Raw genomic sequence first — 15,581 nt, 5'->3', positions numbered from 1 at the left:
AGTGACAACGGCCCAGAGTTCGTCGCCAAGGACGTTCGCGCCTGGATCGAGGCCGTCGGTGCCAAGACAGCGTTCATCGAACCGGGGTCACCCTGGGAGAACGGCTACGTCGAGAGCTTCAACGCCCGGATGCGGGACGAGCTGCTCAACCGCGAAATCTTCTATTCACTGAGGGAGGCCCAAATCATCATCGAAGGTTGGAGAAAGCACTACAACACCAAGCGACCTCACAGTGCATTGGGCTACAGGCCACCGGCACCGGAAACCATCATCCAGATGGAACCAAGGCCGGTCATGCACTAACAATCAAACTGGACCAGTCAGATCAGGCTACTCAGATTCTTGACCAAAACTGTAAAATCCACCGGGGAATCCAGTTTGGCCGGAATCCACCCCTTGGAATCCACTTCGTTAACCAGCACCACCGGACAAAAACGGACCATTTCCGGTCGTATCAGATCGGCTCGTTCGCGGCGTAGAAACGGATGTCTGCGATCGCGATGTCGGCTTCAAATTCGCGGCCGATGGCGACGATCCCGAGGCGCCGAAGGCGGGCAAGGTTCAGTGCCTGATCCGTGCGGTGCGGCGTGAACTTCGCGAAAGACAGGAACACGGTCGTCCATTCTGACGGGGCGCGGAAACTCTGGCGGTAGGATTCCCACGGACGGCGGATGTCGGAGGTTCGCAGATGCAGGTTGTAGGTCTGACTGTTGCCTAACACATCGAGCCGGATACCCTCCCATTGCCGCGCATCCACCTCGCCACCGGCCTCGCCCAAGTCCAGGGCGACCTGCAGGAAGCCGCCATTGTTCTCGAGGCTGACACCGCCCCGCATGCGGATGGCATCTCGACCGCCAACGATCTCACGGGACATCGTGCCCGACGAGACACCGCCCATCACCCGGTCCGAGATCAGTGTCCAGCCATTGCCTGTCACCGCCATCGGCGGGTCGAAACTCAGATCGTCGATCACTTCCGGGGCATCAATCATTTCGCGCGTCCCTCTTGCCGCTGGCCTAGATCTAAGCAACGCAGACTACGACGCAATCCCCTTCTGACATCGCTGGTCGGAAGCGTTTCTCGGTCTTGGCCACTATTGCCGGCGGTGAACGATCATCGCAGGCGTTGCGGTCAACTCGAGGAAAATCGGTAGACGCGACCGCGTCCCTCGGTCTTCTCAGAGATCACGTCGAGCCCGAGCTTCTTGCACAGCGTGCCCGAGATTGTACCGCGCACCGTGTGAGGCTGCCAACCCGTAGCCTCGGAGATCTCGGCGACGGTCGCGCCACCCGGTACGGAAAGCATCTCGATCAGCCGGGCCTGTTTGGATCCCGCACGCGGTGCGCTGGGTGTGGGCTCGGTGGCCACCGGGTAGCGCCGATCCAACCGGTTGCGGATCTCGGCCGGCGACAATCCGATGGCTGCCAGCCCGGCTTCGGTTGCGATCAGCGTTTTGCCATGCACGTCGCCGGTTTCTCGCCAGAGCGGCTCGTCTCGGGAGGCATTGGCGTCGACCTCCTCGAGAAAACCGTGGTCGACCATGCGGGCCACGGCCTTCTTTGCTGCAGCGCCGTGCAGGCCCTTGGGCAGTGGCATGGCCAGAGCATCGGCGCGGGCTGCGGCGAGTTCCAGGACACGGATCTGGGTATCGGTAAGGTTGGACATCGCGGTCTCCGCGGATGCGGGCCCGCAGTATGCAGGCCCTCCTACGAGGCCGGGGCCCGGTCAATGCGCCCAACTCGGGAGCGCTTGCCGGGCGTACAGGTTGAGGATTGCCACCACTCAGTCCGCGTAGTCACCCTCGCGGAAAACGCTGTCGCAGACCTCGCGCAACCGGGCGGCGGTGCTCTGCAGCGTGTCGACATCGCACCAGCTGACACTCGCGGGGTGGGTGTTGAAATGCTCGTCACTTAGAGCCTGCAGGCGCCGGACCATCTCGTCGATCTCGGCCTTGGTGGCGATGAATGCATTCAGGGCGTCTTTGTTGTTCTGATGGCGGCGGGTCCTAATGGCTGGCTCCCGATGCAGGTTTTTTCAGTTGCGATCAGGTTCGCTCTGGTGGCTGGAGCAATCAACGATTAACTCATTGATTTCATTCCGTTTTCAGATTTCCTGAACGCTCGTCAACGACAGCCCCCTCGGAGAATGCTCCAGAGTGAGGATACAAGAGATCAGCGACCACGAGCAGCACCACCATTGAAACAACCTGCGCGCCGCAGGGCTCCAGCTGGGAGCGCATTGGAACCACCTTCGGATCGATCGGATAGTGGATACCCCGCCGTCAGTCTGCCTTTGCCTCGCCCGTTGCCCTGCGTGTAGGCCGTTCGGTTCCGCGAGCCTCCGGCATAGCTTGGCCATCTTTCGCGATAGTCGAGATTGCCTCTGCAACGTCAGGCGCGGTCGCGGCGATGGCTCTCAGGCTGCCGCCCAGGCGCGGCGGCATCACGGCGACCCTACAATGCGTTGGGCTTCAGACCACCGGCACCGGAATCCATCATCCCGATGGAACCGAGGCCGATCATGCACTAACAATGAAACCGGACCAGTCAGATCAGGCTCCCCACCTCCGGTGAGCACGTCGTCGTCTCGCCGTTTGTCATGAGAATCGAACAGCGCATTCTCGATCTTGAAATTGCCGCCGTTCACCCGGTCAACCCCTGCGCCGCCGGCCACGGTGTCCTTGCCGGCATTGCCAAACAGCCGGTCGTCGCCGGTGCCGCCACTCAGGTAATCCCCGCCTTTGCCGCCGGAAAGCCCATCATTGCCGCTTCTGCCGTAGAGGCGGTCACCACCGCCGAGGCCGAAGAGCGAAAGAATCGCGTGTTTCGATCCGTGTCCAGACGGTCATGTTGTCCCTCAGCAAAACGCAGGTTCGCGCGACCGCCATTCGGAAGTGCCACGACCCGTGGCAGCACCACTACAACATCGCTACCGCGCCGGCGAACCGCTCAATCTCGTCTTCGGTGTTGAAATAGTGGACGGAGGCCCGGGCTAGGGAGTGCAGTCCGCGCGGCGCGAGGTCGAGGCGCGCATAGGGCAGCGTTGAGACAGAGATGTTGATTCCCCGATCTCGCAGACGGTCCGCGATGTCGGTGGCCTCCAGACCATCCTTGCGAAAGGTCACCAACCCGCAACGCGTTACTCCCTGATCGTGGACCGAGACGTCGTCAGTGACAGAGAGAGCGTCCCGCAACTTGGTTGCGAGGTTCGCCACTCGGGCCTCGATTGCCGGAAGGCCAATGCTTTGCGCATAGCGAACAGCGGTCATCAGTCCGACCCGGCCAGCGATGTTCGATTCCCAGGTCTCGAAACGGCGGGCGCCGGGGGCCAGTTCGTAGCTGTCCGGGCCTGTCCATGTGGCCGCGTGCAGGTCGATGAAGGGCGGGTCGATCCGGTCCAGAACGCTTTGACGGACATAGAGAAACCCGGTGCCGCGCGGGCCGCGCAGGTATTTTCGGCCGGTGCCCGAGAGGATGTCACAGCCGATCGCCTGCACGTCCGGGTCGATCTGGCCGACCGACTGACAGGCGTCGAGCAGGTAGAGCACTCCGTGCCGGCGGGCCACCGCGCCGACCGCAGCCGCCGGGTTCACCAGTCCGCCCTGGGTCGGGACATGGGTGATCGCAATCAGCTTCGTGGCGGGGGTGATCATGTCCTCCAGCGCAGCCACGTCGATCTGGCCAGACGCATCCGACGGGGCAACGTCAATATGGAACCCACGACGTCGGGCCTGGTGCAGCATGGCGAGGTAGTTGGAGGCATATTCCGACCCGTGCGTGATCACACGGTCGCCGGGCTTCAGGTCGAGCCCGTAAAAGGCCATGTCCCAGGCCCGGGTAGCGTTCTCGACATAGGCGATCTCGGTCGGGTCGGCGTTCAGCAACGCGGCAAACTCGGTGTAGAAGGCGGCAAGGTCGTCCGCGGCGCGGCGTTCGGCCTCGTAGCCGCCAAACGCGCGCTCGTCCTTCAGGACCCATTGCATCGCCTGCCAGACCGGATCGGGCATGAGCGACGCCCCGGCATTGTCGAAATGCAGAACGCTTTCACAGGCCGGCGTATCGGCGCGCACGTTGTCGATGTCGATCATCTCTGCTCCTTTCGAATTATCTCCTCCGGACACGGTGGCCTATCCTGCGACGTCCCTGAACATCAGCACCCAATCCTTCCCGTGCAACGGCAAGTCGCCCTTGACGATAGGCGCCCGGGCAACCTCGCGGAATCCGACCCGAGTGTAGAGGCGGCGGGCGGGATTGGCATCGCGCACGATGAGGCTGAGACGGGAATAGCCTTCAAGCGCCGCTCGCTTCTCGACCTCGGCAATCAGGGCGGTTGCGGCGCCTTGCCCCCGCGCCTCCGGATAGGTCGCCAGCAGGTTGATGTTCCAGGTCGATACGGCTTGTCGTTCCAGTTCGACCAGCGGGCGGAAGACCGCCGGCATGTTTGGAGCCGGGCTCGTCAGGTCCTCCGCCTCCAACGGAAAGGAGACAACTGCCGCGATCACACCGCGCCTGCCAAAGGCGATCTCCGCATTGTGGTGGGAAAACCCGTTGCCTCGCCTTACGGCCCGGCGGGTGCCGACATCGAGCACCGTCTCGCCGGGACGTCGCATGGCCTCCCAGGTGATGCCGGTGAGCCCGTCGCTGGCGATCAGCGCGAGTTTGGCGATATCCGCCGCCTCGGAGGTCGAGGCCGGGCAGATGGTGATCTGGGCTCTCGCTTGCATGAGCATGGAACGTCTCCCGATCGAGTCAGTTGAGGTTGGCGGAGTTCCCCGGGCCGCAGCCGGGCCCGGGGCATCGGGTTCACCCCCAGTTGCGCGCATTCTCGGCGTGGGTCTGCAGATAGGCACCCTTGTCGAAATGCGTGTCGTAGAAGCCGGTATCGAGCTTGTGGGCCTGCAGGTACATCAGGGTGAAGATCGCCGGCACGGTCGCCGGGAAGCGCCCGAAGGTCTCGTGGATGTAGTCCGCCATCGCCACCACGCAGTCGATCGCCTCCGGCCCGAAGGGCGCGGCATTGGCTCGCACCATCTCGGATTTCTTGTACGGGCCACCGGTGCCAGCGTTGAACGGGCCTCCAGTACCGAACTTGCGCTCGACCACCGACATCACCGCGGTGCGCATGTCGGGGAAATGCGGCGGCACATGGCCTTCGAAATGCCCTTCCAGACCTGTGACATGCGGCAGGATCGCGCCTTCGGGCATGTCGAACCGGAAGCCGAGGCCGGGCACCTCGGGGTCGCCGCTGGCACCAAGGACGCTGAACGGGTTGAGGCCTTCATACATCCAGCCGCCCAGCCCGAGCGCCTGAAGCATCAGCGCCCCGGCATAGCACGATGTCGATGTTTCCACCGTCACCTCCGTCAGCGCGAGTTGCTCGACATAGGACAGGGGGAACGGGTTCTCGACATCGACGATCGACCGGAAACTCTCCATCGCGGGGATCGGCTGACCATTGATGTCGTCGAACAGGCAGGCCCCGTTCTGCACCAGGTAACACAGCACCAGGATCATGTGTTGCGCGAGATCGGCAACCGGAATGATCAGCGTGCTGCCGGGCACGTTGGCGCACCATGCGTTGTGCATCTCCATGTGCTGAGGTGCCGCGGGAATGTGCATCCGGCCCTCGCCGAGCCTGACGATCCGGGCCTTGTGTGCGGCGAGATAGGCGGCCAGGTCGATGTCCTCGCCCGGCGCTGTGATCGGTGCCATGTCCCGCGTCGGCATCATGTAGGTGCCGGTGTCGTCGGTGAAGAAGATTTCCGAGGTGTGGAAGCCGGCCGCGGACGGGAAAGTCCGGCCGCCCGCCGCACCTGCGTAGTTCGGGATTTTCGGCGCATAGAACCGGTTATGCGGGATCAGGTTCGACCAACCGGTGTTGCCCGCGACCGTGGTCAGAAGCAGCATCTGCTCCAACCCGGTCAGGGACTCGGGCGGCTCTGTCGAGCTGTAGGCCAATGGCCCGTCCGGGATGGTCGCACCCTTGGCAAAGCGGCGCGACCGGCGGCCATGGATCGCCTCGATCAGCGGGAAATTCGCGGCCTCGACGAGGCCCTTCGGCGGGCCGGAATACCTGTCCAACATGATACGTCCCTTTCGTGTTGCGTCTTTGGCGACCGCGGGAAAGCCGGTCGCGCTCAGCACCACTCCGGCCCCGATCAGCGAGGCGCCGAGCAGCTTTCGGCGTGAGGTTTCAAACATCTTCGATAGGCTCCGTTCTGCCGGAGGAACCTTCCCTCCGGCGGTGTCGCTAGAAGCGGTGATTGGGCACGTGTTGCCGGTGCGCATAGGGGATATCCGCCCGCGTCAAACCGATGTCGCTCAGCAGGTGGTCATCGAGATGCTGCAACTTGGTGATGGACATGCGCCTTGCCTTTCTGGCGGTCGCGGCGCTGTGCCAGTTCTGGATATGTCTGATCATCTTGGGGTCCTTTCCTGGGTTTCGCCCGTCGGGGCGTCGTTTCTGGAAAGGGTGTGCCATGGTGGGCGGGAATAGCGTTAGAAGCAGAATTGACATAAAAAGGCCAAATATGACACTTTGCCTTATGCCTATCTCGCAGAATTCCCGCAAACTGTCGGTCGGACTTGTCGCCGTGCCGGAATCTTCGGCCGCTGTGACTTATGGCCTGCACGAAGTGTTTTCCTGCGTTGGAAACGTCTGGGAGAACCTCACCGGAGAGCCAGTGCGCAGCCGCGAGATGCAACCGCGAATCGTCGGCGTGACCACCGATCCCATTCGCACGACGCTCCGGGTTCCGCTGGTACCCGACAGCACGTTTGCCGACCGTGCTCAGATGGACGTGGTGATCGTGCCGGACCTGTTCCTCGAACCCGATCCCGATCTGACGGACCGATGGCCGGAGGCGACGGAGTGGCTGAAAGACCAGCGACGTCAGGGAGCGATCATCTGCTCGGTCTGCACCGGCGCGCTGATGCTGGCGCAGGCCGGATTTCTGGACGGTCGTGAGGCGACGACGCACTGGAGCGCCAGCGCTCTTTTCAAGACCCACTATCCGGGCGTCGATCTACGCTCGGAGCGGGTTCTGGTTCCATCCGGCCCTGAGCATGACATCGTCACTTCCGGCGGGTCGGCCTCCTGGACCGACCTGTCGCTATACCTGATCGCGCGCTTCTGCGGCGAAGAGGAAGCCCGGCACATCGCCAAGATCTTCATGTTCGGCGACCGCAGCCAGGGGCAACTGCCCTTTGCCACCATGGTGCGCCCGAGGCAGCACACTGACGCCGCAATTTCCGAATGCCAGCAATGGATTGCCGAGAACTACGAGGTTGCCAACCCGGTTGCCGAAATGACCGCGCGATCGGGCCTGACCGAGCGTACCTTCAAGCGGCGCTTTCGCACGTCGACCGGCTACACGCCCATCGACTATGTCCAGTCGCTGCGCGTGGAAGAAGCCAAGCATTTGCTGGAGACCACCAACACCCCCGTTGACGACATCTCCGAGCAGGTCGGCTACGAGGATAGCGGGTCTTTCCGCCGCCTGTTCAAGCGACAGGTCGGAGTCCCTCCGCAACAATATCGGCAGCGATACCAGGCTTGAGTGCCGATATCTCGAAGGTCCGTATCGGCTTGCTTGTACGTGAATGTGAGGCTTCAGATCGCTAGGTGCTCGCTCCACAACTGCTATACTCCCAGCAAAAGCCGCGCTGAAGGTTATTTCCGGCGCTCACCGGTCGAGGCTATCCGTGACAGTACCTGCATTGATCGTCAGTCTGGCGGCGTCATTCATCGATTTCGCCGTCCGCCATGGCGGGAACGCGGCCGCCCTTCTCCGGGCCCGTGGGATTTCCGAGGCAATCCTCCAATAATGGCGCTTCGGCATATCCCGCTGAATGCCTTGCGCCAGTGGCCAAACGTCGGAATCTCGCAGATAATCTGCTAGTATTGGTCTTATCGGCTGCGAAAGGGGCTGCGTTGAAGACCTACGAAGTCGCAGTAATTGGTGCCGGCTGGGCAGGATTGAGCGTCAGCGTCATGCTTGCGCAGAAAGGGCTTGGCCACATCGTTCTCGAGCGCGGCCGAGTTGGCGAGACTTGGCGCACGCAGCGTTGGGCGTCGTTCCATATGAACACGCCAAATGTACTGACCGTACTGCCCGGAGACCGCTACGAAGGGCCAGCGCCAGAAGGCTTCATGAGCGGTGAAGACTTTATTTCGATGCTTGAAAGCTACGTGAAACGCCACTCTCTTCCCGTGAGGGAGAACACGACAGTCGTCGACGTGTCCCCGGCGGACGGTTACTTCGAAATTCGGACTTACGACGACACCATGCGAGCCGACGCTCTCGTTGTAGCGACCGGAAACCTCAACATCCCGGTCCGGCCAGCCATATCTGAAAGGTTGCCGTCTTGGGTCCTTCAACTGGACGGCGCAGATTATCGAGACCCTGCGTCGGTGCCTGATGGCGCCATCCTGGTGGTAGGTTGCGGTGATACTGGCGGTCAGATTGCCGAAGAACTAGCGCTGGCGGGACGGCGGGTCTTTCTTTCCACAGGCCGCAATGGCCGGGTTCCTCGCCGGTTTCGTGGACGCGATATCTTTCTCTGGATGTCGGAAAGCCAGCTAAACCGAAGGCCGCGGCAACCTGGCGCCAGCCGTGCGCTTGTCGGACGAACCGGCACGCTCAGCCTTCAGTCACTGAGCGCCCTGGGCGTGACGCTTGTTGGCAGAGCGCGCAACGTGTCACCCAACGGGTCGATCCAGTTCGACGACTCGCTGGCCGAAAGCGCCGCATTCGCGGACGACCTGTCCCAAGGTTTGAAGAACGCGATCGACGAGTACATCCTTCGGGAGGGCATCGAGGCACCTGAGGCCGAACCGGACCCTGGCGAGACAGTTCCGGCTCGATTTCCAGACCCGCCGATCACCAAACTCGATCTCATCTCAGAAGGCATCCGTACCGTGATCTGGGCAACGGGGCTGACCGGGAACTTCTCGTGGCTCAATGTCCCTGGCGCAATCGACAACGAAGGCCGCCCGCTACAGGAACGTTCGTTGTCCGTTCCGGGCGTTTATTTCATAGGCCTCGATAATCCGGAGGCCCAGCGCTCGGGCACCGTTCTGGCAGCCGGACATGAAGCAGAGCGCATCGTCAACCACCTTGCATCCGCCCGGTAGCGCGACCGACCTGACCCGGTGGACGTTGGGCGATGCAACCCAGCTTCATGGCCCTTCTGGGTCCATCCGGCATCCATTCAGAAAGGCATGTCATGAAACGTTTGTTCTGAGTACAAACTCCTGTCTGAGGTCTGTCAAACGATCAGGGAATCCCGTCAAGAAACCGTCGGATCTCGGCGACAGCAGGCTCCGGAGCGTCGCGAAGCCCCATCACGTGATCATGGTGCTGCAACTCGACCCGTTTCGCCCAAGGATAGCGAGCCATGTTGTAGCTCACTGACTTACTCGTGAGCATCGAACCAGCCTCCGGATCTCCATCAAGAAACATCAGCGGAGCGCGATACTGTCCGGGCCAGCGCTGAAGTGCAGGCACACCGATCCAGCTTTCCAGCCCGTCGGCCCAGGGTGCAAACGTTTCTGGGTCGATTCCACTGAGATGAACCGCACGGGCGCGGATGTCTTCCCCACTCATCTCGTCCGCCCAGGTGCGACCGTCCGATGTCGGCACACCGCGCAGTTTCAAAGCCAGGTCATCGACTCCTGTGGCGACACGCATTGCCGTCAGCATCGTTTTTACCGAACTCGTGTCTGTGCCGTGAGCAATGATATGGTCATCCGGGTCCAGTGGCTGATCGATGCTGACAAAGGCACTGAATAGGTCTGGGAAATCATTAGCCGCGGCGAGGCCGAACCATGCGCCGGCAGAGTGCGCAACACCGTAGGACGACGGACCCACCACCTCGCGCAGAAAGGCCACGGTGTCCTCGATGTAGTCGGAGATCCTGTAAGGAGGCGACCATTGCGACTGGCCCTGTCCTCGCATGCTCAGCGCGAAGACATGGTAGTGCGGCTCGAGTTCCTCGAGCATTGGTTGATATTCGCTCCAGTACCTTGGGAATCCGGGAAGGAACACCAGACTCGATCCATTGGCGGCGCCTTCCCCATAGTTCAGGCGCACACCATTCAGATCGACAAACTTCGATCTCATTGCCGCTTCTCAAACCTTGTACGGATGTCCGATGCGGACTTCACGATCCTGGCGGCGTGTAGCTTGCCGACGCTTTTCCAGCCTCCCCGGCAAGCTTGGCGAACTCCGCAGTGCTCCAGACGCAGTGGGTGTTGAAGTCCGTCGCGATACCTGCGGCCCCCACGATCATCGCGGCCTTCGCGGGTACGTCGACACTGTCGGCGTCCAGGATGAGCATCACGTCCGCATCGCCGGTAATGAAGTAGTGCTCCACCAGCGTTCCACCCGCGGAACTCACGAGTTTCTCGAGCACGGGCTTGCGATCATCGCCCTTAGCGATGAACCCTTTGATCGCAGCCTGCGTCAGCTTGGCGGTCAATATATATCTCGGCACGACAATGTCCTCCCTTGTGCATCAACGTATGAGCAAGAACAGCATAGCATGACTCTGCGCGCTTCGGAGCCAATCAATTACCGGCCTATGACCTGTGACTGGGTCAAGGTTTTGAGGCCGTGGGGCGGCATTGAGTGCTTAGATCAAAGTCACTTTCGGAGCTCCGAGGAACCGTATTTCTGGTAAGGTGAGGCATGCGCCAAACCAAGCAGCAAGGAGTTCAAACACCAGTACCGGGGGCAAAATGGATACGCGTGTCACCGAAATTGCAGATGGAATCTTCCGTCTTTCGACCTTTGTTCCGGATATTGCGCCGCCCGCGGGCTTTACCTTCAATCAGTTCCTGATACTCGGGGATGAAGCTCTGATGTTTCATGCGGGATTCAGGAGTTTCTTTCCAGACAACCGTGATGCGATATCCCGGATCATGCCAGTCGAGCGATTGCGATGGATCGCTTTTGGCCATTTCGAGGCAGACGAGTGTGGTTCGATGAACGAATGGCTGGCGGCAGCTCCGCACGCGGTTCCGGCACATGGAGAAATAGGCTGCAGGGTTTCCCTTCGTGATTTCGCCGACCGGTCGCCTCGCGTGCTGGCCGATGGTGACGTCATCGATCTCGGCGCGGGCAAGCGCTTGCGCTTCGTCGACACACCTCACACGCCGCACGGCTGGGATGCGGGCGTTGTCTTCGAAGAAAGCACAGCGACCCTGATGTGCGGCGATCTATTCACTCAGTTTGGCGAGACTCCGATGTCGCACGACGGCGACATCCTCGGCCCAGCAATCGCCGCAGAGGATGCACTGCAATACTCCTGCCTTTCGCCGAATATGGGCAAGACCATTCGCGGCCTGTCGGCACTGGCGCCGCAAAGACTCGCGCTCATGCACGGTCCGACATTCACGGGTGACGCGACCTCCGCACTGCAGGCGCTCGCGGATGATTATGATCGGCGCATCCTTTCGGCTTTGTCTCCCTCGAGTGGCTGAAGGACCGGATTTTCCGTGTTGGCGTCGTCCTCGACCTCGTGCGCAACATTGCGTTTCAACCGCCGCCGGGCAGTCACCAAGGCTTTGCCCCCTGTGTGGCCCAGACATCGACGAAATTGTCGCGGTTCGGCATCTCCACCATGGGCAGGGTCTCTGCGGTCATTGCTGTGTCCGCATCGATCACGCCGTTCCGCTCCAGGATGAACGCGGCGAGAGCGTAGGCCTGGTCGTTGGATAGAGACTTCGGGTGGTCGAGTGGCATCGCGCGCCGGATGTAGTCGAAAAGCGTTGTTGCGTAGGGCCAGTAGGAGCCCGCGGGTTTTGCCCAAATTTCGTTGGGCCCAACTGGCGGCATAACAGGACCTTCGGTTCCAGTTATGCCATGGCATTCGGTGCACTGGGCGGCGAAAATCTCTGCGCCCTCTGCCGGCGTTCCACTTCCCTCCGGCAATCCGCGACCATCGGGCATCACATAAGTGGCGTAGAATGGAATCTCGTCTGATGTGAGAGGCTGGCCCAGGTCTGGGCCTTCTGCCAAAGCCACTTGGCTGCCAGCGGCAATCAGGATGATGGACAATGCCTTAGAGGTATACATTCTGGACCTCTCCTTCTGCCGTGACATTCCAGGGTTGGATTGCGTTGTAGTGCAGGAAGTTCGACGGATGGTATCGCGCCTTCCAGTCAGGCCGCGCAGGCTGGAGCGCGCCCGTGTCATCGTGCGCCCGGCTCATAAGTATGGTAGGAGACCCGTCCCACTGCCACGGCATGCGGAACCTGGTCAGAGCCCGGGGAAGCACCGGCTCGACCAATTCGGCATCGGCCCAACTCGCACCGCCATCGGCCGAGACTTCGACCCGCGCCACCTTTCCCACGCCGGACCAGGCAAGCCCCGATATCTCGTAGAAGCCGGGGCCGCTCATCGTCATGGTCGCCGAGGGATGGGTGATCAGTGATTTCACTCCGATCGCGAAGGTGAACTTCACCGAAGATCCGTCAGCCAGGATCTCCGTGTATTCGCCTGACTCGTGCTTGGTGTGCGCGGGCGCATCTGTGACCCAGAGGCTGGTCAGCCATTTGACGTTCATGTTGCCTTCGAACCCGGGCAGCAGAAGTCGCATTGGATAGCCCTGCTCGGGCCGGATCCGTTCTCCATTCTGGTAGAGCGCGAGGATCCCGTCTTCCATGATCTTCTCGATAGGGATCGACCGCGCCAAGGATGGGCCGTCGCTACCGACGGCGACAACCCACTTGCCTTCTGGCTGGACGCCTGCTTCGTCCATCAGCACCGACATCGGAACCCCCGACCACTCGCTGTTCGACAGCAACCCGTGAATTACGTCGCAGCCCGCTTGCAAGGGCTCGGGCATGACGGCATTGACCAGGCTGTTGCCGGCGCATTCCAGGAAGTGCGTGGCTGTGACCATCGGATAGCGTTCGAGTGAGTTGAGATCGAACTGAAGCGGTCGGTCGACGAGACCGTGGATCATCAGCCGATGCTGGTCCGGATCAACATCCGGGCGTCCGCCATGATGGACCTCGAAGTGCAACCCGCTCGGCGTGATGGTTCCCCGCAGGCGCTGCAACGGAGTGCCGGATAGACTGAACTCCGGAGCCACATCCTGCCAGGGTTCAATGATGGCGCGCTGGACCGGCGCCTCGGCCTCAGCAGGCATGCCATAGCCGCGTGCGCGGTGGCCTGCGACTGTCACCCATTCCGGGACAACGCCTTGCGCTCCTGCCCTGTGGGGCACCGCGAGGCCGGCAGCCATAGCGCCCCCGCTTGCGGCAATCGTACCAAGGAGCATGCGTCGACTCAGCAGACCGCCGCCGGCCGCGTAGTCCAACGCCGTTGGTTCATTAATATCGTTTGTCATTTGTCGCCCTTCCCATATTGCGGAAGCTTGCTGCTCGCATTGGGCCCCGGGCGCGGTTTTCCTGTCCGCGTGCTCAATCCATAGCACAAATCAAGCCAAAATTGGAGATTCGAGCATTTCTGGCTGTCTATTGCAGCGCAGCATTGAGCAAGGAAGGCGAGACCCTGCCATTGTCCGCGCTGTATCGCGTCGCTGTGCCCAACGCGGATAGCGGCCGTTCGCCCATCGAAAACTTCTGTGACCGAAGTTGCCCGGCCACCGTCACTACGGATCGCATTGCATTGTACGGAAGCGCGTTTCGATCAGGTGTCCTGCATCAACTTTGTTATGCATTTTGCCTCCAATCGAGTTGCCTTTGGCAAAGCTTAAGCTGGCGAAGTCCTATGAAGTGCGAGTGGCCATGGTGCCGGCCTTGTACGTCATGACCACGTTTATGATGCGATCAATCAAACGTCGTGGCGACCTCCGCTCCGCCTTCCCTACGGTCGCGCGCGGCCTGAGCGCGACACAGTTTTGGACCGAGGTGTCTCGAGCTTCGAATAGGCCCGATTGGCATAGACAAGCGGAGCACCGCCCCGCGCGCCCGATATCTCGGTCAGACTTCCGAAAATGACATCGTGGGTTCCGACGCATTGGCTGGACAGAACATTGCAGGCGAACCTGACAATTACACCCTTCAGGCCAGGGGAGCCATTGACCATCGGTTCCCACGTGACGGCGTCGAACCTGGCCGGTTGCTCGTGTTTGTGCCGCCCGGCGAACACGTTCGATATCCAAGCCTGATCTTCACCAAGCACGTTCACGCAGAACGTGCCATTTTTCAGGATCGCGTGGCCAAGGTTGCCGTTCTTGTGGAGACAGATCAGCAAAACCGGAGCCTGCCCGTCTGCGGACACCGAGGTCATCGCCGAAACGGTGGTGCCGACCCTGCCTGCGACGCCGTCCGTCGTCACGACACTGACGGTCGCAGCGACCCGGCTCATGGCGTCGAGGAAGGCGCTGCGCAGCGCCTTGCCGGTTTCGATGTGGTCAAAAGGCATGGTTTCTCTCCTATTCCGCGGCCTGCAGGACGGGTTCGGGCATTTCGACCGGCGGCAACCCGAGTTGCAGCCTACCGGTCAGAACCTGCTGGCGCTTTTCGGGCAGCGGGTGGTAACGGGCTCCATGGGCGTCTCGGAGGAAACGCTCGATCCCGGTCTTGCGCATGAAGGCCGCGCCGCCCGCCAGTTCCATGCTCTTTTCAACCGTGGCGATCACGTGATTTGCACAGATCGTCTTTCGGGTGAGGACCTCTGCGGCTAGTCCTTCAGTCGGTTGGAAGTCGAGGTTGTTGCACAGGCGGATCAGATCATTGCGGGCAATGCTGGCCGTGGTTAGAAGGTTGTTCATCTCACCGACAAGCAGTTGAACCGAGACGTCGTCCCGCCCGTTGTTCGCCTTTTCCAGGGCGATAGCGACGGCGGCCTCGGCGGTACCGAGATAGGCCGACATGATCAGCGGAAGCGCGACGGTGAGGATGACGGAGAAGGCGGGATGGAACCCGCCCCTGGGGCGTTTCATCGCGATCGCTGCATCCGGCACAAAGACATCCTCGAAGCGTACAGTCTGCGAGCCGGTCGCGCGCATGCCGAGGGTCTGCCAGTCGCCGAGCAGCGTGATGCCTTCGCTGTCCAACGGAACCGGGAAATGCAGCACTTGCGGCCCCTCAACCGGATCGTCAAAGGAAACCGACGTGACCATCACGTCCCCTTTGCCGACGCCGCTCGCAAAAGGCTTCATCGCTGATACACGGTAGCCGCCGTCGACTTTCTTCGCGGAGCCATTGGACTCCAGCCAATCGTTCGCGCCAGTGCTCACAAGGATCAGTTCGGCTGCAACGACCTTGTCGAGCAGCGCACGGCCGGGCCGCCCGGCGCGGTTGTTGGCAACAGCGGCGGATACGAGGTGCTGATGCATCGCGAGTGTCAGGGCCGTTGACGGGCAACTGCGCCCGAGACCACGGACGAATTCGCACATTTCGGCATGCGTGGCTCCGCCGCCGCCATAGTCCTGTGGTATCAGCGCCGAGAATACCCTGCGTTCCCGAAGCAGGTCGTAGTTCCGGCCGATGAAGCCCTCGCTCGCGTCGAGCCGTGCGGACTCGCTTTCGATGGCGGGGCCGACTTCCTGCAGAATGTGATCAAGATGAATGCTCTGTGACATGGTCTTATCCTTCTTAGGTTA

At 61.4% G+C, this 15,581-nt stretch carries 18 protein-coding genes; 4 read left to right on the top strand and 14 right to left on the bottom strand.

Translation table 11 applies throughout. The annotated features are described in order from the left end of the window. On the top strand, positions 1–303 hold a 303-nt coding region (locus BLR85_RS21825; protein ID WP_139188497.1), incomplete at its 5' end, for an integrase core domain-containing protein. Between the two features lie 151 nt (positions 304–454). On the opposite strand, the gene BLR85_RS21820 is transcribed toward BLR85_RS21825, so the two are convergent. The 8 genes from BLR85_RS21820 to BLR85_RS29295 form a co-directional block, all read right to left on the bottom strand. After that, on the bottom strand, positions 455–991 hold the full coding sequence (locus BLR85_RS21820; protein ID WP_093162340.1) for a CIA30 family protein: 537 nt from the start codon (positions 989–991) through the stop codon (positions 455–457). A gap of 140 nt (positions 992–1,131) precedes the next feature. After that, on the bottom strand, positions 1,132–1,665 hold the full coding sequence (locus BLR85_RS21815) for a DUF3489 domain-containing protein (protein WP_093162338.1): 534 nt from the start codon (positions 1,663–1,665) through the stop codon (positions 1,132–1,134). 117 nt (positions 1,666–1,782) lie between these two features. Continuing rightward, positions 1,783–1,935 (bottom strand): hypothetical protein, encoded by a 153-nt coding sequence (locus tag BLR85_RS21810; RefSeq protein WP_342028811.1) that lies wholly within the window; start codon positions 1,933–1,935, stop codon positions 1,783–1,785. Between the two features lie 507 nt (positions 1,936–2,442). After that, entirely contained in the window at positions 2,443–2,817 is a 375-nt protein-coding gene (locus BLR85_RS30550) for a calcium-binding protein (protein WP_170844696.1), read from the bottom strand. 100 nt (positions 2,818–2,917) lie between these two features. Continuing rightward, the gene (locus tag BLR85_RS21800) at positions 2,918–4,087 is read right to left on the bottom strand and encodes an aminotransferase class V-fold PLP-dependent enzyme (RefSeq protein WP_093162329.1); all 1,170 of its coding nucleotides are present in this window, start codon (positions 4,085–4,087) and stop codon (positions 2,918–2,920) included. A 39-nt stretch (positions 4,088–4,126) separates the two neighbouring features. Further along, on the bottom strand, positions 4,127–4,729 hold the full coding sequence (locus tag BLR85_RS21795; protein ID WP_170844695.1) for a GNAT family N-acetyltransferase: 603 nt from the start codon (positions 4,727–4,729) through the stop codon (positions 4,127–4,129). A gap of 73 nt (positions 4,730–4,802) precedes the next feature. Continuing rightward, on the bottom strand, positions 4,803–6,200 hold the full coding sequence (locus BLR85_RS21790; RefSeq protein WP_212635129.1) for a hypothetical protein: 1,398 nt from the start codon (positions 6,198–6,200) through the stop codon (positions 4,803–4,805). 49 nt (positions 6,201–6,249) lie between these two features. Continuing rightward, on the bottom strand, positions 6,250–6,420 hold the full coding sequence (locus tag BLR85_RS29295; protein ID WP_170844694.1) for a YjiS-like domain-containing protein: 171 nt from the start codon (positions 6,418–6,420) through the stop codon (positions 6,250–6,252). Between the two features lie 109 nt (positions 6,421–6,529). Between BLR85_RS29295 and BLR85_RS21780 the strand changes: the two genes are divergently transcribed. Then, positions 6,530–7,558 (top strand): GlxA family transcriptional regulator, encoded by a 1,029-nt coding sequence (locus BLR85_RS21780; RefSeq protein WP_244520827.1) that lies wholly within the window; start codon positions 6,530–6,532, stop codon positions 7,556–7,558. A gap of 374 nt (positions 7,559–7,932) precedes the next feature. After that, positions 7,933–9,135: a flavin-containing monooxygenase gene (locus BLR85_RS21775; RefSeq protein WP_212635128.1), complete on the top strand. Its 1,203-nt coding sequence runs from the start codon at positions 7,933–7,935 to the stop codon at positions 9,133–9,135. Between the two features lie 142 nt (positions 9,136–9,277). Here BLR85_RS21775 and BLR85_RS21770 read toward each other — a convergent pair whose 3' ends face one another. Both BLR85_RS21770 and BLR85_RS21765 read right to left on the bottom strand, forming a co-directional pair. Continuing rightward, a complete protein-coding gene (locus tag BLR85_RS21770) occupies positions 9,278–10,123 on the bottom strand; it encodes an alpha/beta fold hydrolase (protein WP_093162317.1) in 846 nt (281 codons plus the stop codon). A 40-nt stretch (positions 10,124–10,163) separates the two neighbouring features. Continuing rightward, positions 10,164–10,496, bottom strand: coding sequence for a GYD domain-containing protein (locus BLR85_RS21765; RefSeq protein ID WP_170844693.1), 333 nt, complete (start codon positions 10,494–10,496; stop codon positions 10,164–10,166). A gap of 244 nt (positions 10,497–10,740) precedes the next feature. On the opposite strand from BLR85_RS21765, the gene BLR85_RS21760 reads away from it, so the two are divergent. Continuing rightward, the gene (locus BLR85_RS21760; protein WP_093162311.1) at positions 10,741–11,484 is read left to right on the top strand and encodes an oxygen-binding di-iron domain-containing protein; all 744 of its coding nucleotides are present in this window, start codon (positions 10,741–10,743) and stop codon (positions 11,482–11,484) included. Positions 11,485–11,557: 73 nt separating this feature from the next. On the opposite strand, the gene BLR85_RS21755 is transcribed toward BLR85_RS21760, so the two are convergent. From BLR85_RS21755 to BLR85_RS21740, 4 genes are all read right to left on the bottom strand, one after another. Continuing rightward, a complete protein-coding gene (locus BLR85_RS21755) occupies positions 11,558–12,079 on the bottom strand; it encodes a c-type cytochrome (protein ID WP_093162309.1) in 522 nt (173 codons plus the stop codon). After that, complete coding sequence (gene soxC, locus BLR85_RS21750; RefSeq protein WP_093162306.1) at positions 12,066–13,358, bottom strand: sulfite dehydrogenase; 1,293 nt, start codon at positions 13,356–13,358, stop codon at positions 12,066–12,068. The genes BLR85_RS21755 and soxC overlap by 14 nt, the downstream gene beginning before the upstream one ends. 479 nt (positions 13,359–13,837) lie before the next feature. Further along, the gene (locus BLR85_RS21745; protein WP_093162303.1) at positions 13,838–14,398 is read right to left on the bottom strand and encodes a flavin reductase family protein; all 561 of its coding nucleotides are present in this window, start codon (positions 14,396–14,398) and stop codon (positions 13,838–13,840) included. A 10-nt stretch (positions 14,399–14,408) separates the two neighbouring features. After that, the gene (locus tag BLR85_RS21740) at positions 14,409–15,560 is read right to left on the bottom strand and encodes an acyl-CoA dehydrogenase family protein (RefSeq protein ID WP_212635127.1); all 1,152 of its coding nucleotides are present in this window, start codon (positions 15,558–15,560) and stop codon (positions 14,409–14,411) included. Between the last annotated feature and the right edge of the window lie 21 nt (positions 15,561–15,581).

The sequence above is a fragment of the Aliiruegeria lutimaris genome, from assembly GCF_900099935.1.
GTDB lineage: Bacteria > Pseudomonadota > Alphaproteobacteria > Rhodobacterales > Rhodobacteraceae > Tropicimonas > Tropicimonas lutimaris.
Note: the sequence above shows the minus strand (reverse complement) of the source record. Positions and strands in the feature narration are given on the sequence as shown.